The organism is Pseudomonas sp. YL2 (assembly GCF_023063025.1).
In the GTDB taxonomy this organism is placed as follows: domain Bacteria; phylum Pseudomonadota; class Gammaproteobacteria; order Pseudomonadales; family Pseudomonadaceae; genus Aquipseudomonas; species Aquipseudomonas putida_A.
This window is the reverse complement of record NZ_JAJSLU010000018.1, coordinates 118699-136864: the sequence shown is the minus strand read 5'-3', so window position 1 is coordinate 136864 and position 18166 is coordinate 118699. Positions and strand designations below refer to the sequence as shown.

Annotated in this window: 14 protein-coding genes and 4 tRNA genes; 2 read left to right on the top strand and 16 right to left on the bottom strand. The window is 61.3% G+C overall.

Annotated elements, in window-relative coordinates:
- Positions 1-91: 91 nt before the first annotated feature.
- From LVD08_RS22685 to leuC, 7 genes are all read right to left on the bottom strand, one after another.
- Positions 92-2716 carry a FimV/HubP family polar landmark protein gene (locus tag LVD08_RS22685; RefSeq protein ID WP_247269310.1) on the bottom strand — a complete coding sequence of 875 codons (2625 nt, stop codon included), beginning with the start codon at positions 2714-2716 and terminating at the stop codon, positions 92-94.
- A 209-nt stretch (positions 2717-2925) separates the two neighbouring features.
- Complete coding sequence (locus tag LVD08_RS22680) at positions 2926-3936, bottom strand: aspartate-semialdehyde dehydrogenase (protein WP_027611531.1); 1011 nt, start codon at positions 3934-3936, stop codon at positions 2926-2928.
- Positions 3937-4183: 247 nt separating this feature from the next.
- Positions 4184-5296 (bottom strand): aspartate-semialdehyde dehydrogenase, encoded by a 1113-nt coding sequence (asd, locus tag LVD08_RS22675; protein ID WP_003226428.1) that lies wholly within the window; start codon positions 5294-5296, stop codon positions 4184-4186.
- Between the two features lie 66 nt (positions 5297-5362).
- A complete protein-coding gene (gene leuB, locus LVD08_RS22670) occupies positions 5363-6445 on the bottom strand; it encodes a 3-isopropylmalate dehydrogenase (protein ID WP_027611530.1) in 1083 nt (360 codons plus the stop codon).
- Between the two features lie 55 nt (positions 6446-6500).
- On the bottom strand, positions 6501-7268 hold the full coding sequence (locus tag LVD08_RS22665) for a class I SAM-dependent methyltransferase (protein WP_247269309.1): 768 nt from the start codon (positions 7266-7268) through the stop codon (positions 6501-6503).
- 136 nt (positions 7269-7404) lie between these two features.
- Positions 7405-8049, bottom strand: coding sequence for a 3-isopropylmalate dehydratase small subunit (gene leuD / locus LVD08_RS22660; protein ID WP_007969234.1), 645 nt, complete (start codon positions 8047-8049; stop codon positions 7405-7407).
- 13 nt (positions 8050-8062) lie between these two features.
- Positions 8063-9481, bottom strand: coding sequence for a 3-isopropylmalate dehydratase large subunit (gene leuC, locus LVD08_RS22655; protein ID WP_027611528.1), 1419 nt, complete (start codon positions 9479-9481; stop codon positions 8063-8065).
- 141 nt (positions 9482-9622) lie between these two features.
- Between leuC and LVD08_RS22650 the strand changes: the two genes are divergently transcribed.
- Positions 9623-10513, top strand: coding sequence for a LysR family transcriptional regulator (locus LVD08_RS22650; protein ID WP_103367614.1), 891 nt, complete (start codon positions 9623-9625; stop codon positions 10511-10513).
- A gap of 68 nt (positions 10514-10581) precedes the next feature.
- The gene (locus LVD08_RS22645; RefSeq protein WP_247269308.1) at positions 10582-13860 is read left to right on the top strand and encodes a sensor domain-containing protein; all 3279 of its coding nucleotides are present in this window, start codon (positions 10582-10584) and stop codon (positions 13858-13860) included.
- Between the two features lie 48 nt (positions 13861-13908).
- Here LVD08_RS22645 and LVD08_RS22640 read toward each other — a convergent pair whose 3' ends face one another.
- The 9 genes from LVD08_RS22640 to LVD08_RS22600 all read right to left on the bottom strand — a co-directional run bounded on the left by LVD08_RS22640 (position 13909) and on the right by LVD08_RS22600 (position 18128).
- The gene (locus LVD08_RS22640; RefSeq protein WP_007969230.1) at positions 13909-14352 is read right to left on the bottom strand and encodes an Hsp20 family protein; all 444 of its coding nucleotides are present in this window, start codon (positions 14350-14352) and stop codon (positions 13909-13911) included.
- Positions 14353-14473: 121 nt separating this feature from the next.
- The gene (locus LVD08_RS22635) at positions 14474-15433 is read right to left on the bottom strand and encodes a tRNA dihydrouridine synthase (protein ID WP_027611526.1); all 960 of its coding nucleotides are present in this window, start codon (positions 15431-15433) and stop codon (positions 14474-14476) included.
- Positions 15434-15530: 97 nt separating this feature from the next.
- On the bottom strand, positions 15531-15980 hold the full coding sequence (locus LVD08_RS22630) for an acyl-CoA thioesterase (RefSeq protein WP_027611525.1): 450 nt from the start codon (positions 15978-15980) through the stop codon (positions 15531-15533).
- Between the two features lie 46 nt (positions 15981-16026).
- Positions 16027-16860, bottom strand: coding sequence for an alpha/beta fold hydrolase (locus LVD08_RS22625; RefSeq protein WP_096796149.1), 834 nt, complete (start codon positions 16858-16860; stop codon positions 16027-16029).
- Between the two features lie 30 nt (positions 16861-16890).
- Positions 16891-17430, bottom strand: coding sequence for a TetR/AcrR family transcriptional regulator (locus tag LVD08_RS22620; protein ID WP_007969225.1), 540 nt, complete (start codon positions 17428-17430; stop codon positions 16891-16893).
- Positions 17431-17611: 181 nt separating this feature from the next.
- Positions 17612-17687, bottom strand: a tRNA-Glu gene (locus LVD08_RS22615).
- Between the two features lie 81 nt (positions 17688-17768).
- Positions 17769-17844, bottom strand: a tRNA-Ala gene (locus LVD08_RS22610).
- A gap of 53 nt (positions 17845-17897) precedes the next feature.
- Positions 17898-17973, bottom strand: a tRNA-Glu gene (locus tag LVD08_RS22605).
- A 79-nt stretch (positions 17974-18052) separates the two neighbouring features.
- Positions 18053-18128, bottom strand: a tRNA-Ala gene (locus tag LVD08_RS22600).
- Positions 18129-18166 lie beyond the last annotated feature (38 nt).

Here is an 18166-nt window from a genome sequence, read left to right as displayed (position 1 = left end):
GCTCGCGAAAGCGCCATTCCAGGCGCTGCAGAATCCAGCCCAGACAAAAACGGCAGCCTCGATGGGCTGCCGTTTTTTATTTACCGCTGGCTCATGCCAGGTGCGAAAGCATTTCCTTGGCTTCGCCACGCTGCTTTTCGTCACCCTCGGTCAACACTTCGTTGAGGATGTCGCGCGCGCCGTCGCTGTCGCCCATATCGATGTAGGCCTGGGCCAGATCGAGTTTGGTCGCGGCTTCGTCGGTGCCGGCGAGGAAGTCGAAATCGTCCTCGCCCAGATCATCGCCCATGGCCGCATCGGCTTCGGTGAAGGTCGGCTCGGCGATGCTCTGCGACAGGCGATCCAGCTCGGCGTTGACGTCATTCAGTTCCGCTGCGAATGCGTCAGGCTCGGCCGCCGGGTTGCTGTCCATTTCATCAGCCAGCGACAGATCGAAATCCGCCGGCAGCTCCAGATCGTCCTGTGGCACTTCGTTGGCGACCACAGGCTCGGCCGGCGCCAGATCTTTCACGCCTTCGTCCAGATCCAGCAGGAAGTCATCCGCCGCCGGGGCTGGCGCAGGCTCGGCACCCAGATCCAGATCGAGGTCGAAGTCCGACAGGTCGTCGAGGTTCTCTTTGATCTCGGTCTGCTGTTGCAGCACCGATTCAAAGCTCAGATCGTCGTCGGCCGGGAACTCGTCCAGCTCCACCGGCGCGTCAGGCTCAACAACAGGTGCAGGCTCAACCGGAGTGATGTTGTCGAGATCGTCCAGGCTCAGGTCGAACGCGCTATCGAGATCGTCTGCCGCAGGCTCAGGTGCAGGCGCCTCCGGCTCGTCGAGCAGCAGCTCCTTGACGTATTGCGCATCGAGTTCGGCGGCGGCTGCCGCTGCAGCCAGACCCGCGACAGCGACGACCGCCATGGCCGGGAAGCGTTTTTTCAGCTCTTCGACCTTGGCGAAGTTATCACCGTTGGCCACCAACTGACGCTCCTGACCCACGAACGCATCGCGATCACCCTGCTGACCGTAGACTTCCATCAGCTTCAGACGCAGATCACTGCGTTGCGGCTCGAGGCTGACGCCCTCTTCCAGCAGCGCTGCAGCCTGATTCAGGCGACCGGCATTGATGTGCGACTGCGCCTTGTCCAGCACGTCATCGGAACGCTCGGCGGACGGCGCAACCAATGGCGCGGCAATCGGCTCAGCCATCACCACCGGAGCCACTACCGCAGCAGGCGCTGGCGCAGGTGCCGGGGTGTTGAGCTTGACGCTGGCAGCAGGTGTTTCCAGGCCTTCGAAGCTGCTTTCCGGCAGATCCTGCTCGGCGGAGAACTCTTGCTCTTCCGCCAGAGCGCGGGCCATGCGCAGGTGTTTCTCGGCTTCCTGCTGGGCTTTGCGGCGACGGGCCAGCAGCAACAGCAGAAGCAGCAACACCACCGCACCGCCACCGATCAGACCCAGCAGGATCGGATTGGTCAGCAGTTCATTGAAGGTTTTATCCTCGTCAACAACCGGTTTCGGAGCGACCACCGGCGTTTCAGCAGGCGTGTCGACCGGTGGCGCAATCGCCGATTCTGGTGTTGGCGCCGCTTCTGCCGGGGTGGCTGGAGGGGTTGCAGCCAGTTCGGCGGTGATCGCCGGTACGGCAGCAGTGGCGGCTGGCGCAGCGCCCGGGCCTTCGGCCTGCATCTTCGCCAGTTGATTGTTCTTCAGCTCGATCAGGCGTTGCAGCTTGTCCAGCTGACTTTGCAGATCGGCCATGCGGCTTTTCAGTTCCTCGTTGTCACGACGGGTCGTGTCGAGGCTTTCCTGAGTCACCGCCAGCTTGTTGCTCAAGGCCTTGGCATCGCCGGCCGGGCCTTTGCCGCGGCCCTTGGCGTTTTCGGCGGAGACCAGGCTCAGGTTGTCCTTGGCATTCTGGCCGGCGCCGACATTGCTGCGACCACGCTTGGTGGCATCGAGCTGCTGCTGGCCAGTGCCAGGCTTGGCCACATAGCGACGACCCTGACGCCAGGCTTCGTTCTGCGCGGCGACTTCGGCAATCGCTTTCGATTGCGGCAGCGCGGTGCTTTCCACCGAATCCGGCAGACGCAGCACCTGACCGGTTTTCAGCCGGTTGATGTTGCCGTCGATGAACGCATCCGGGTTGAGCGCCTGAATCGCCAGCATGGTCTGCTGCACCGAACCGCCGGTGCGCGCCTTCGCGGCAATTTCCCACAGGGTGTCGCGCGGCGTGGTGGTGTATTGCGACGGGTGCGTGGCGCCGGTGGTCGGTGCGGTGATGGTCTGCGACGGTGCCGGTTGCGCAGCGGCGTCAGCGGTCTGTGGCGAGAATTTCGACGGATCCAGCAGCACACTGTAATCGCGCAGCAGACGGCCATTCGGCCACATCACCTGCACGAGGAATTTCACCATCGGTTCCGACAGCGGCTTGCTCGAAGTCACGCGCAGCACGCTTTTGCCGCTGGCGTTGAGCACCGGGGTGAACGTCAGGTCGTTGAGGAAGGCCTGGCGATCGACGCCGGCCTTGGCGAAATCTTCGGGTGAAGCCAGGCTCGGCACCACTTCGGCAGCGGTGAGATCCTTGACGTCGAGCAGCTCGATCTCGGCCACCAGCGGCTGGTTCAGGGTCGACTTCAGGGTCAGCTCCCCGAGCCCGAGGGCATGCGCCATACCGGAGGACAGCGCCGAGGCGGCCGCTATTGCTAACACCAGTTTGCGAACTTGAACCATAGCCTCATCCTTTGTTTGAACGTTCCTCGGCCAGCGAGAAGATGTTGATTGCCGCTGCCGTAAGGCATTGCGCGCGACGACGACAGACTGCCGCGCGCGATCATTTCTTTGATGCCCCGGAAAGTCCCGGAGGGTGACACGTTATCAAGTGCTCCGGGCAAGCATAGCGCTCACCTAGAATCAGTCGACAAATTGTTGCCAAGTATCTTTTACAGCAGGTCTTTTATCAACAATTCAGCGACCTGCACAGCATTCAGGGCCGCGCCTTTGCGTACGTTATCTGACGTCAGCCACAGATTAAGTTCCGCCGGGTCGTCGACACCGCTACGCACGCGACCGACATAGACAACGTCCTGCCCCACCGCGTCACCCACCGCAGTCGGATAATCGCCGGCCTCAACCAGCTCGATGCCGGGCGCATCCTCAAGCGCAGCGTTGACCTTTGCCAGGTCGACCGCACTCGCTGACTGCAAGGTCACGCTATAGCTATCGCCAAAAAACACCGGGGCTTGAACGCAAGTGGCGGAAATCTTTAATAAAGGCTGCTTCAGCACCTGACGCAACTCGCGCACCAGACGTTTTTCCAGCAGCGTGTGGCCTTGAGCGTCGGGCGTGCCGACCTGGGCCAACAGGTTGAAGGCCATCTGCCGATCAAAGAAAGTCGGCTCCAGCGGACGCATGTTCAGCAACTCAGCGGTCTGCCGCGCCAGCTCGGTCACAGCTTCGCGACCTTGGGCGGACACGGCCAGATTGGCGGTGACGTTGACGTATTGCAGTTCGAGCAAATCGAGCAGCGGCGCCAGCACCACGGCCAGCGTCGTCGCCGAAGGGCTTGGGCTGCTGACCTGGAACGGTGCCTTCAGACCGGCAATGACCTCGGCGTTGGCCTCCGGCACCACTTGCGGCGCCTGCTCGGCCGGCAATGCGCCGGACAGATCGATCAGCGAGCAACCGGCCGCGTGGGCACGCGCCGCGTAACTCAGGGAAACGGCAGCACCAGCGGCGAAGAACACCAGTTTGACCTTGCTGAAATCGAACTCGTCGACTTCACGCACGCGCACGTTCTTGTTGCGAAACAGCACCGAACTGCCGGCGGATTCGCTGCTGGCCAGCAAGTGCAGGTTGCCGACCGGAAAGTCGCGCTCTTCGAGAATCTGTACGAGGGTTTCGCCGACAGTACCGGTGGCGCCGACGACGGCAATATCAAGGGTCTGGGTCATGGTTCTACCTTTGGCGAAACGGGGGGAGCGGCACTTTACCGGGTGAGTGAGATGCAGGCAATTTCTGTCGGAATGCACAGTGTCTGCACCGAACCCTTCGCGAGCAGGCTCGCTCCCACAGGGGAACGCATTTCAAGGGTGGGAGCGGGCTTGCTCGCGAAGGCGCCAGACCTGACACCGGGAAACCTGAGGCATAAAAAAACCCGCACCTCTCACAAGGCACGGGTTCTTTCATTGCATCAAGCGATCAACGTTCCAGCAAAATCCGCAGCATGCGGCGCAGCGGTTCGGCCGCGCCCCACAGCAGTTGGTCGCCGACGGTGAAGGCACCGACGAATTGCGAGCCCATGTTCAGCTTGCGCAGACGACCCACCGGTACGTTCAGGGTGCCGGTGACCTTGGTCGGGCTCAGCTCCTGCATGCTGATGTCGCGGTTGTTCGGCACCAGTTTGACCCAAGGGTTGTGCTGGCTGATCAGCCCTTCGATATCAGCGATCGGCACGTCTTTGTTCAGCTTGATGGTCAGCGCCTGGCTGTGGCAACGCATGGCACCGATGCGCACGCAGATGCCGTCGACCGGGATCGGGCTTTTGAAGCGGCCGAGGATCTTGTTGGTCTCGGCCTGGGCCTTCCACTCTTCGCGGCTCTGGCCGTTCGGCAGTTCCTTGTCGATCCACGGAATCAGGCTGCCGGCCAGCGGTACGCCGAAGTTTTCGGTCGGGTACGCGTCGCTGCGCATGGCTTCGGCCACGCGACGGTCGATGTCGAGGATCGCGCTGGCCGGGTCGGCCAGTTGATCGGCGACAGCGGCGTGAGTCGCACCCATCTGCTTGATCAGTTCACGCATGTTCTGCGCGCCGGCACCGGAGGCCGCCTGATAAGTCATGGCGCTCATCCACTCGACCAGACCGGCCTCGAACAGACCACCCAGACCCATCAGCATCAGGCTGACGGTGCAGTTGCCGCCGATGTAGTTCTTGGTGCCCGCATCCAGCTGCTGGTCGATGACCTTGCGGTTGACCGGGTCGAGAATGATGACGGCGTCATCGTTCATGCGCAGGCTGGAAGCCGCGTCGATCCAGTAACCCTGCCAGCCGGCTTCGCGCAGCTTCGGGAACACTTCGCTGGTGTAGTCGCCGCCCTGGCAGGTCAGGATCACGTCGAGGGTTTTCAGCTCTTCAATGCTGTAAGCGTCCTTGAGCGGAGCAATGTCCTTGCCCACGGACGGGCCTTGGCCACCGACATTGGAAGTGGTGAAAAACACCGGCTCGATAAGATCGAAATCCTGCTCTTCCAGCATCCGCTGCATGAGCACGGAACCGACCATGCCGCGCCAACCGATCAGACCTACACGTTTCATCGCAACTACACCTTCTTGAAAAGTGGGCCGCTGCTTTGTATTGAATTTCGCAGCGGGCCCGAGAGATTACAGATTCCGCAGCGCGGCGACTACTGCGTCACCCATTTCCTGCGTTCCGACTTTAGTGCAACCGGCCGAATAAATGTCACCGGTACGCAAGCCTTGATCCAGTACCACGCTGACGGCTTTCTCGATGGCATCGGCCGCATCGTGCAGATTGAAGCTGTAACGCAGCATCATCGACACCGACAGAATGGTCGCCAACGGGTTGGCAATGCCTTTGCCGGCGATGTCCGGGGCCGAACCGTGGCAAGGCTCGTACATGCCCTTGTTGTTCGAATCCAGCGAAGCCGACGGCAGCATGCCGATCGATCCGGTAAGCATCGAGGCTTCGTCGGAGAGAATGTCGCCGAACATGTTGTCGGTGACGATCACGTCGAACTGCTTCGGTGCGCGCACCAGTTGCATGGCGGCGTTGTCGACGTACATGTGGCTCAGTTCGACTTCAGGGTAATCCTTGGCGACCTGCTCGACCACTTCACGCCACAGTTGGCTGGACGCCAGCACGTTGGCCTTGTCCACCGAGCACAGCTTTTTGCCGCGAACCATGGCCATGTCGAAACCGACGCGGGCGATACGGCGGATTTCGCTTTCGCTGTACGGCAGGGTGTCGTAAGACTGACGCTCGCCGTTTTCCAGGGTGCGGGTGCCGCGTGGCGCGCCGAAGTAGATGCCGCCGGTCAGCTCACGGACGATCAGGATGTCCAGACCGGCAACGATTTCCGGCTTCAGGCTCGAAGCGTCGGCCAGTTGCGGGTAGAGGATCGCCGGACGCAGGTTGCCGAACAGGCCCAGTTGCGCACGGATTTTCAGCAGACCGCGCTCAGGGCGGATGTCACGCTCGATGGTGTCCCATTTCGGGCCGCCCACGGCGCCCAGCAGCACGGCGTCGGCAGCACGGGCACGCTCGAGGGTTTCGTCGGCCAACGGCACGCCATGCTTGTCGATGGCGGCGCCACCGATCACGTCATGGCTCAGCTCGAAGCCCAGGCTGTACTTGTCGTTGGCCAGCTCCAGCACCTTGACCGCTTCGGCCATGATTTCCGGACCAATACCGTCACCTGGGAGAATCAGAATCTGCTTGCTCATGCTTTCCTCGTGTCTTCAATCGGTTCGCCTCTAACAGGCGCGCCCGGAAAAATGCTTAGCGTTCGGCCATCAATACGATTACATCTGTACTGAACGAGCCGTCGGCATCAATCTCAAAATATTCGCGCACTTCGTTGCCCATCGACTGCTGCAACTGGCGGATCGCCGCGCGCATCACGTCGGGTGTGCGCATGCGCTCGACCCAACTGCTGTACTCCAGATGCAGGCGCTGACGCGTGGTGCTGCGGGTATGCAGCCCGGCCTCGCTGACCTGGCGCAGCCACTCGGCGGCGGAATAATCGCGCACGTGACTGGTGTCGCGCAGCACTTCGACGCTTTGCAGGTAAGTGTCGAACAACGGACTGCCCGGTGACAACACGTCGATGAACGCTGCCACACCGCCCGGTTTCAGCACCCGACGCACTTCGCGCAGGGCCACCCCCAGGTCGCTCCAATGGTGCGCCGAATAACGGCTGAACACGTAATCGAATTCGCCATCGGCAAACGGCAGGCGCTCGGCGGCGCCGTTGACCGTGGCAATGTTGTTCATGCCGCGATCAACCGCCGCAGCGGCGACCACATCCAGCATCTGCTGCGACAGGTCGTAGGCCACCACTTCCTTGACCAGTGGCGCCACATGAAAACTCACATGACCGGCACCGCAACCCAGGTCCAGCACCCGGGCCGCGCCCTGCCCTGCCAGTTCAGCCTGTAGCAGCGCGAATTCGGTGCCTTGAGCGTGAACGGCGCTGCTCAGGTAGGCGGCGGCCTGTTCACCGAATTGCTTTTGTACAACCTGACTGTGTTGGGCGGTGCTGGTCATGGTCACATCCTGCATTTGTGTTGTTTGAGCGGCCGTCTTCGCGAGCAGGCTCGCCCCCACAGGGGAATGCATTTCAAGTGTGGGAGCGAGCCTGCTCGCGAAGAGGCCGGCCCTGACTACATCAATCTCGAATCAATCACGCGTCGCGGAACAACCACGGCTGGCTCACACGATGCTTGGCCTCGAACGCCGCAATCGCATCACCGTCCTGCAAGGTCAGGCCGATATCGTCCAGACCATTGAGCAGGCAATGCTTGCGGAACGCGTCGATCTCGAAGCGGTACACCTTGCCGTTCGGGCTGGTCACGGTCTGTTCGTGCAGATCGATCTGCAATTGATAGCCCGGCTCGGCCTCGACCTGCTTGAACAACTCATCGACTTCAGCGTCGCTCAGAATGATCGGCAGCAAGCCGTTCTTGAAGCTGTTGTTGAAGAAGATGTCGGCGTAGCTCGGCGCGATGATGCTGCGGAAACCGTATTCTTCCAGTGCCCATGGCGCGTGTTCACGGCTGGAGCCGCAACCGAAGTTCTCGCGGGCCAGCAACACACTGGCGCCTTGATAACGCTCGGCGTTGAGCACGAACTCCTTGTTCAACGGGCGCTTGGAGTTATCCTGATACGGCTGGCCGACATCCAGGTAACGCCACTCGTCGAACAGGTTCGGGCCGAAACCGGTGCGCTTGATCGACTTCAAAAACTGCTTGGGAATGATCTGGTCGGTGTCGACGTTGGCACGATCCAGAGGCGCGACAAGACCAGTGTGCTGGGTAAAAGCTTTCATGCTGCGCTCTCCTTCAGATCAATTCACGAACGTCGATGAAACGACCGTTCACCGCCGCCGCAGCGGCCATGGCCGGGCTCACGAGGTGGGTACGACCACCGGCACCTTGACGGCCTTCGAAGTTACGGTTGGAGGTCGAGGCGCAATGCTCGCCGGACTCCAAGCGGTCCGGGTTCATCGCCAGACACATCGAGCAACCCGGCTCACGCCATTCGAAACCGGCCTCGAGGAAAATCTTGTCGAGACCTTCGGCTTCCGCCTGCGCCTTCACCAGACCCGAACCCGGTACGACAATCGCCTGTTTGATCGTCGAAGCGACCTTGCGGCCCTTGGCGATCACAGCCGCAGCGCGCAAGTCTTCGATGCGCGAGTTGGTGCAGGAGCCGATGAACACGCGATCCAGCTGAATGTCGGTGATCGCCTGATTGGCGGTCAAACCCATGTATTTCAAGGCGCGGACGATCGAATCGCGCTTGACCAGATCCATCTCTTTGGCCGGATCCGGCACGTTCTGATCAACGGCCAGCACCATTTCAGGCGAAGTGCCCCAGCTGACTTGCGGCTTGATCTGTGCAGCGTCCAACTCAACTACGGTGTCGAACTTGGCGTCGGCGTCGGAGACCAGGTCTTTCCAGGCTTCAACCGCCTGATCCCACTGCGCGCCTGTCGGTGCGAACGGACGGCCCTTGACGTATTCGACAGTCTTTTCGTCCGCAGCCACCAGGCCCACACGGGCGCCGGCTTCGATGGACATGTTGCAGATGGTCATGCGGCCTTCGACGGACAGGTCGCGGATCGCGCTGCCGGCGAATTCGATGGCATGGCCGTTACCGCCGGCGGTGCCGATCTTGCCGATCACCGCGAGGACGATGTCCTTGGCGGTCACACCGAATGGCAACTGACCTTCGACGCGCACCAGCATGTTCTTCATTTTCTTCGCGACCAGGCACTGGGTGGCGAGCACGTGCTCGACCTCGGAAGTGCCGATCCCGTGCGCCAAGGCACCGAACGCGCCGTGGGTCGAGGTGTGCGAGTCGCCGCAGACTACGGTCATGCCCGGCAAGGTTGCGCCCTGCTCCGGGCTGATCACGTGGACGATGCCTTGGCGGATGTCGTTCATCTTGAACTCGACAATGCCGTACTCATCACAGTTGTCATCGAGGGTCTGCACCTGCAAACGCGAGACCTGGTCGGCAATGGCTGCGATGCCGCCCTTGCGCTCCGGTGTGGTCGGTACGTTGTGGTCCGGGGTCGCGATGTTGGCATCGATGCGCCAAGGCTTGCGCCCGGCCAGACGCAGGCCTTCGAAGGCTTGCGGCGAGGTCACTTCGTGGATGATGTGACGATCGATATAGATCAGCGCCGAGCCATCGTCGCGCTGCTTGACCAAATGCGAATCCCAGAGCTTGTCGTAGAGCGTTTTGCCGGCCATCAGACGGTTCCTCATCAGCTTGTTTCTATGCCCTGGGCTTATCAATAACCCTTTGGCTTGTGAGGCCGATCCTATGGGGTTACATTAAATAACTCAAATTCATATTTTTTATGCTTTGGATAACTAACTGGAATACGAACCATGGATCTGGCCAACCTCAATGCTTTTATCGCCATCGCCGAGACCGGCAGCTTCTCCGGCGCCGGTGAACGCCTGCACCTGACGCAACCGGCGATCAGCAAACGCATCGCCGGACTGGAGCAACAATTGAAGGTGCGGCTGTTCGACCGACTCGGTCGTGAAGTCGGCCTGACCGAGGCCGGCCGCGCCCTGTTGCCCCGGGCTTATCAGATTCTCAACGTGCTGGACGACACCCGCCGTGCCCTGACCAACCTGACCGGCGAAGTCAGCGGTCGGCTGACCCTGGCCACCAGTCACCACATCGGCCTGCACCGCTTGCCGCCCCTGTTAAGGGAATTCACCCGCCGCTACCCACAGGTGGCGCTGGATATTCAGTTCCTTGATTCGGAAGTGGCCTACGAAGAGATTCTCCATGGCCGTGCGGAACTGGCGGTGATCACCCTGGCGCCGGAACCGCACACGCTGGTCAAAGCCGCGCCGGTGTGGGACGACCCGCTGGATTTCGTGGTGGCGCCGGAACATTCGCTGATCAGCAATGGCGCGGTGAGCCTGGCGGACATTGCCGGTCATCCGGCGGTTTTTCCCGGAGGCAACACCTTTACTCATCACATTGTCCAACGCTTGTTCGAAGCCCAGGGGCTGACGCCGAACATCGCCATGAGCACCAACTACCTGGAAACCATCAAGATGATGGTCTCCATTGGTCTGGCCTGGAGTGTTCTGCCCCGCACCATGCTTGATGAACAGGTGGCGCGCATACCTTTGCCGGGCATACAGCTCAGTCGCCAGCTAGGCTATATCGTGCACACCGAACGGACGCTGTCGAATGCGGCAAGGGCTTTCATGGCCTTGCTGGATGCGCAAATCGATCTGCCAGGGACTCCAGGCTAACTTGTGCTACTCCTATAGAGCCGCTGTCCCTGTGCCTAACGCCACCATCAGCTCAAGGCCCGTTAACAATGCCGAAATCTGTTGACCGAATTCCGCCGATGCCGCGTATTCAGGCCATTGATCCGCGACGTTCCGAGCAGAGCTGGGAGAGTGCGCCGCAATTGCTCGCCGCACTCAACGGCGCCCGGCTCGGCGCCTGGTATTGGGACATCGAGCGCGGGCAGATCAGCTGGTCACGGGGCACTCAGGCGCTGTTCGGCTTCGATCCACGTCAACCGTTGCCGCAGGACCTGGAATATCTCGACCTGCTGCCGCCCGAAGACCGGGCGAAAACCGTGCGCGCCTTCCACGCGGTGATTGCCGGCGCCCCGCTGGAACAGGCGATGCACCACCGCATCCGCTGGCCCGACGGCAGCCTGCATTGGCTGGAAATCAGCGGCAGCCTGCTGCCGGACAAAAACGGCCGGCCCCGAATGATCGGGGTGATTCGCGAAATCACCCACCAGCGTCAACGTGAACAGGCTCTGAGCAGCTCGGAGAAACGTTTCGCCACACTTTTTCACCTGTGCCCGAACATGGTGCTGCTGACGCGCCAGGAAGACGGCCTGATCACCGAAGCCAACCAGTATTTCGAAAGTCTGTTCGGCTGGCCGGTCCAGGACGCCATCGGTCGCACCACACTGGAACTGGGCCTGTGGGTGCACCCCGAACAACGCGCCGAGCTGGTGAAAAAGACCAAGGCCAAAGGTGAATTGATCAGCATGGAAGTGCAGTTCCGCGCCAGCAACGGGCAGATTCATGACGGCATCCTCAGCGCGCAGAAGGTCGAACTCGAAGGCCAGCCGTATCTGCTCAGCACGTTTCTCGACACCACCGAACGCAAAGCCGCCGAACACGCCTTGAAAGACAGTCAGGAACGCCTTGATCTGGCGCTGGACTCGGCGCAACTCGGCACCTGGGACTGGCACATCCCCAGCGGCATGCTCTACGGCTCGGCGCGGGCCGCGCAATTGCACGGGCTGGAGCCGATCCCGTTTCACGAATCATTCGAGGAGTTCTTCGAAGGCGTGCCCGGTGAGGAGCGCGACAGCATGCGCGACGCCTACCGCAGCCTGCGCGAAGGCCCGGCCGGCAACTATCAACTGACTTATCGCGTGCAACTGGCGGATGGCAGCTCGCGCTACCTGGAAAGCCGCGCCCGCCTCTACCGCGACGAAAACGGCGCGCCGCTGCGCATGGCCGGGACCTTGCTGGACATCACCGATCAGGTCGAGCGCGAGCAACGCCTGGTCGCCTCCGAAGAGAAATTCGCCACGCTGTTCCAGGTCAGCCCCGACCCGATCTGCGTCACCCGCCAGGACAGCGGCGAGTTCATCGAGATCAACAACAGCTTCACCCAGACCTTCGGCTGGAGCGCCGCCGACGTCATCGGGCGCACCGCCGAGGACATCGGCCTGTGGGACGCCTCGGCGAAGAGTCTGCAACGCATCGAGCGGGTGATCCGCGAACAGGGTCTGAGCAATGTCGCGATCATCGTCCAGCACAAGGACGGCCAGTCGCTGACGTGCGTGATTTCCAGCCGGCAGATCAGCGTCGGCAATCAGCCGTGCATCGTCACCACCTTGCGCGACATCACCCAACAACAGCGCTCCGAGGCCGCACTCAAGGCCAGCGAAGAGAAATTCGCCAAAGCATTTCACTCCAGCCCCGACGCGATCACCATCACCGAACGCGACACTGGGCGCTATCTGGAGGTCAACGACGGTTTCTGCCGCCTCACCGGTTATCGTGCCGAAGAAGTGGTGGGCAAAACCGTGTACCAGATCGGCATCTGGGCCGAAGAGAAACAACGCTCGGCGCTGCTTGCCGAACTGCAGATCAAGGGGCGCGTGCACCATCAGGAAATGCTCGGGCGCAACAAGCGCGGCGAGTTGCTGACAGTGGAGGTGTCGATCGAACCGATCACCCTCAACGAAACCGCGTGCCTGCTGCTGACCGCCCGAGATGTCAGCCTGCTGAAAAACGCCGAAGCGCAGATCCGCCATCTGGCCTATCACGATCCGCTGACCAATCTGCCCAACCGCGCCTTGCTGATGGATCGCCTGAGCCAGCAGATCGCCCTGCTCAAGCGCCACAACCTGCGCGGTGCGCTGCTGTTCCTCGACCTCGATCACTTCAAGCACATCAACGACTCGCTGGGTCATCCGGTCGGCGACACGGTGCTGAAAATCATCACCGCGCGGCTTGAAGCCAGCGTGCGCATGGAGGACACGGTGGCGCGTCTCGGCGGCGATGAATTCGTGGTGCTGCTCAGTGGCCTCGAAGGCACGCGCAACGAGGTCAGTGCACAAGTGCGGGAACTGGCCGACACCATTCGCGAACTGCTCTCGGAGCCGATGTTCCTCGACGGCCAGCGCCTGCAAGTGACACCGAGCATCGGCGTGGCACTGATTCCCGATCACGGCTCGACCCCGACCGACCTGCTCAAGCGCGCCGACATTGCGCTGTACCGGGCCAAGGATTCCGGGCGCAACACCACGCAGATGTACCACAACACCATGCAGAAAGCGGCCAGCGAGCGGCTGCGCATGGAGACCGACCTGCGTCTGGCGTTATCGCGCGGCGAGTTCAACGTGCATTACCAGCCGCAGGTCGATGCGCAGGACAACCGCATCATTGGCGCCGAGGCGCTGGTGCGCTGGAATCACCCGGAACTCGGCGCGCAATCGCCCACTGAATTCATCAAGGTGCTGGAAGACAGCGGGCTGATTCTGGAGGTCGGTACCTGGATCCTCGATGAGGCCTGTGAGGCGTTCAAACAATTGATCGCGCTGAAACTGGTCGACCCGCTCAACTTCAGCCTGTGCGTAAACATCAGCCCACGGCAGTTCCGCCAGAACGACTTCGTCGAACGCATCGAACACAGCATGAGCAGCCACGACCTGCCCTGCTCGCTGCTGAAACTGGAGATCACCGAAGGCATCGTCATCCAGAACCTGGAAGACACCATCAGCAAAATGCGCCGTCTGAAAAAACTTGGCGTGAGCTTCGCCATGGACGATTTCGGCACCGGCTATTCATCGCTGACCTACCTCAAGCGCCTGCCGGTGGACACCCTGAAAATCGACCAGTCGTTCATCCGCGACGCAACCACCGACCCCAACGACGCCGAGATCATCCGCGCCATCGTCGCCATGGCCCGCAGCCTGGAACTGGAGGTGATTGCCGAAGGCGTGGAGACGCCGGAGCAACTGGCGTTCCTGCAAGGGCTGGGCTGCCATTTGTATCAGGGCTATCTGCACAGTCGGCCGGTGGCGTTGGAGGCGTTGAAAAAAATGCTCGAATGACGAGCACAAAAAAAGGGCGCCAGTGGCGCCCTTCTTTTTTGCTCGGCCTTATTGCAGAACCGGCTTCTGCGCTCCGTTGATCGGGATGCGCTTGGCTTTCGCTTCTTCCGGGATCACCCGCAACAGGTCGATGCTCAACAGACCGTTGCTCAGATCGGCGGCCTTGATCTCGATGTGATCGGCCAGGCGGAAGGACAGCTTGAAAGCACGCTGGGCAATGCCTTGATGCAGGAAGGTCACGCCTTCGTTGGCATCACGCTTGCCACCACTGATGGTCAGCACACCCTTCTCGACTTGCAGCTCCAGGTCTTCTTCCTGGAAACCGGCTGCCGCTACGACGATGCGGTATTGATCGTCACCGTGTTTTTCCACGTTGTAGGGTGGGTAGGTGCTGCCTGGCTCGTTGCGCAGCGCGGTTTCGAACAGGTCGTTGAAACGGTCGAAACCCACCGAGGAACGGAACAGTGGTGCCAGGGAAAATGCAGTACTCATGGTTCAAATCTCCTGAAAACAATCAGCAAGGTTTTTTGACTCCGCGACCCGAATTCGGCATCGCGTAACCCTTAGATAGGGACCGCCAAAATGATTTCAAGAGAGTATTTGCAGATTTTTTTCAGGCTGCGGCGGCGACCGGCAAACCGAGCAAACGCGAGACCTGGTCCGGCTCCGTCTCGCGACGCAGCACGGTAAACAGCTCGGTCGCCTCGGGATAATTGCGCGTCAGCATCGCCAGCCATTGCTTCAAGCGACCCGGCGATTGGCGTGCGGTCATCTGCGCCTTGGCTTGCAGCCAGAAGTCCTGGATCAGCGGCAGCAGCTCGGCCCAACTCATCTCGACCACTTCTTCACCGGCGCGCGCGGCAGCGATCTGCCGGGCCAGATCCGGGCGCGAGACCAGACCGCGACCGAGCATGATGTCTTCGACGCCGCTGATCTCGCGGCAGCGGCGCCAGTCCTCGACGCTCCAGATATCACCGTTGGCGAACACCGGCACCTTGACCACGTCCTGCACCCGCGGAATCCACTCCCAATGCGCCGGCGGCTTGTAGCCATCGACCTTGGTCCGGGCGTGCACCACGATGTGTTCGGCGCCGCCCTCGGCCAGCGCAGTGGCGCAGACCAGCGAGCCGTCCGGGCTGTCGAAACCCAGGCGCATCTTCGCGGTGACCGGGATGTGCGCCGGCACGGCACGACGCACGTGCTCGACGATGGAGTTGAGCAGTTCCGGTTCCTTGAGCAGCACCGCTCCGCCCCGCGACTTGTTGACGGTTTTGGCCGGGCAGCCGAAGTTCAGGTCGATCACTTCCGAACCGAGCTCGCAGGCCAGCGCCGCGTTTTCCGCCAGGCACACCGGATCGGAACCCAACAATTGCACGCGCAACGGCACACCGGAACGGGTGCGGGCGCCGTTGAGCAACTCCGGGCCGAACTTGTGGAAGTAGGCCGGGGTGAGCAACTGATCGTTGATCCGAATGAACTCGGTCACGCACCAGTCGATGCCGCCAACGCGGGTCAGCACGTCGCGCAGGATGTCGTCGACCAACCCCTCCATGGGCGCCAGGGCAATTTGCATGGGGAAAACACTACTCAGGAAGAAAAAACGTGCGGCAGTTTACTGGATTACGAGAAAAACCGCAGATCCCTTACAGGTGTGAGCCTGCTCCCACAGGTCAGGTTTTCGCTACCCCTGAAGTCTGGATTGCCGGGCCGTAACCCTCGATGAACTCCGCCGGCATGCGCTTGGGTTTGCCGCTGGACAGTTCGATGCAGACGAAAGTGGTCTGGGCACGCAGCAGGGTGGCGTTGTCGCTCGGGCGGATCAGCTGGAAGTGCCGGGTCATTTTCAGGCGCTGGTCCCAATCGACGATCCAGGTCGCCAGTTGCAGTTCGTCGCCTTCGTAGGCCGCCGCCAGATAATCGATTTCGTGACGCACCACGGCCATCGCCCGATCCAGGCGCCGGTATTCGACCAGATCCAGCCCCAGACGCTGCGAGTGGCGCCAGGCGCAGCGCTCGAGCCAGGTCACGTACACCGCGTTGTTCGCGTGGCCCAGCCCGTCGATGTCCTCGGCGCCTACTTGCAGATCAATGGTGAACGGCGTTGCCCGATCCCAGCCCATGCCCCACTCCCGGTCAGATTATTCAACCGGGGCAGTGTAACGGATGTCAGGCCGATTGCCGCGCTTGAAGGCTGCGCCCCGCCAACAGTGATAACACGCCATCAACCACTCGAGGGTCGGCCAGCACGCGCTGGTGGCCGCCGCTTTCCAGGCGCAGCAGGCGACTGTCGAACCAGGATTCGTGGATCAATTGCGATTCCTTGACCGAGACAAAGGTGTCGTCCTCGGCATGCACGATCAGGCCCGGCATATCCAGTTGATAGTGCGCGACATCAAGGGTCGCGGCGCGCATGCCGACGTCCTGCTCGACCTGGCGGATGAACGCCGAGCGCGCCCGCGGCGGCATGCCGACATAGCGAGCAAAACCGCGCAGCACGCCGAGGATCCGTGCGGGGGCAGCGATACTGACCAGGGTTTCGGTGCGCAGGCCCAGTTGCACCGCGAGCATGGCACTGGCGCCGCCCATGGAGTGGCCGATGACGGCTTGAAGAGGAGGCAATTCGGCGGCCGCTTCGAGCATGGCGCGGGCGAACAGTACGACGTTGGCTTCACGCCCCGGCGAACGACCATGGGCCGGGCCATCGAGGGCAACGACGGTGTAACCGGCCTCAACCAGCGCCGTGATCAACGCCGCAAACTGGGTGGGCCGCCCTTCCCAACCGTGCATCAACAGCACCGCCGGCCCCTGCCCCCAACGCAGCGCCGACAGGCCGAAGCGCAGCGTGATGCGTTCGGCACTCGCCAGCAGCGGCAGCTCCCAATCACGCAGCGGCAAAGTGCGCGGCGTCATGAACGCCTGACGCATTTTGCTTGCTACTCGTTGCGGTGCAATCCAGCCCAAGGTGCCATTAACGCCACGAACCCACTTCAACGTGTTCATCGCTTTCTCCTCAGGCGTGTTGCCTTCAGGTCAACGCACCGCCGACTTGGCAGCGCGCAGCAATCGATCGGATAAATCGCCCGGGCCCAGCGCGCGTGCCAGCGCCAGACCACCCACCATCAACGCCACATCGGCCAACGCCTTGTCGGTGTCCTCGGGACTGGACGCCAACTGCGCAATCATCAGTTCCAGGTGTTCGTTCAGCGCAATGCGGAAGGATTCCGGCAGACGCCCAAGTTCGCCAATAGAGGCCGGAATCGGGCACGCGGCATCGCTGGAATCACGGTGCTTGCGTGACAGATAGAACGCAGCGACCAGGGCGCGACGCTCTTCGCCGGTCAGCTCGGAGTCCATGTCGGCAATCAGGTCGCGTCGACGGCTGAGCAGTTGCTTGAACGCCTCGAGCATCATCGCGTCCTTGCTTTCGAAGTGCGCGTAGAAACCACCGACGGTCAGGCCGGCGGCGCCCATCACTTCGCCCACGCTGGGATCCGCCGGGCCACGCTGCATCAGTGCGGCACTGGCCGCCTTGAGGATGCGTTCGCGGGTTTGAGCTTTTTTATCGTTCATCGTTGCCTCCGAATATTACGACTAGAATATTATTCGCATAATAATATTCCGCAAGTCGAGGATATGACCGCTGGTCTGAAGCACAGTGTAAGGAAAAAGGAGAGTTGGCCAAACGCCAGACAAACAAAAGGGCCATTCAATAATTGAATGACCCTTATAAATCCCGCAGAGCGGGTAATCGTGGCGTCCCCTAGGGGACTCGAACCCCTGTTACCGCCGTGAAAGGGCGGTGTCCTAGGCCACTAGACGAAGGGGACACAAACCCTTCTATACAGCTGATCAGTGCTGAGATCTGATCTGATTCAAGGCCGGTGTGGCCAGACCTTGAACTGTAAAATTGGTGGAGCTAAGCGGGATCGAACCGCTGACCTCCTGCATGCCATGCAGGCGCTCTCCCAGCTGAGCTATAGCCCCGGATTTTTCGCCTCGCGGCGGAGCGACATCTTGCAACATCGCTTCTGTAAAACTGGCGTCCCCTAGGGGACTCGAACCCCTGTTACCGCCGTGAAAGGGCGGTGTCCTAGGCCACTAGACGAAGGGGACGCAAACCCTTCTATACAACTGATCAACGCTGAGTGTTGATCGCTTCGGAGTCGGTGTGGCCAGGCTTCGAAGTGTAAATTGGTGGAGCTAGACGGGATCGAACCGTCGACCTCTTGCATGCCATGCAAGCGCTCTCCCAGCTGAGCTATAGCCCCTCATCGTTGATGTCATCGCTGAGGACGGGGCGAATCTT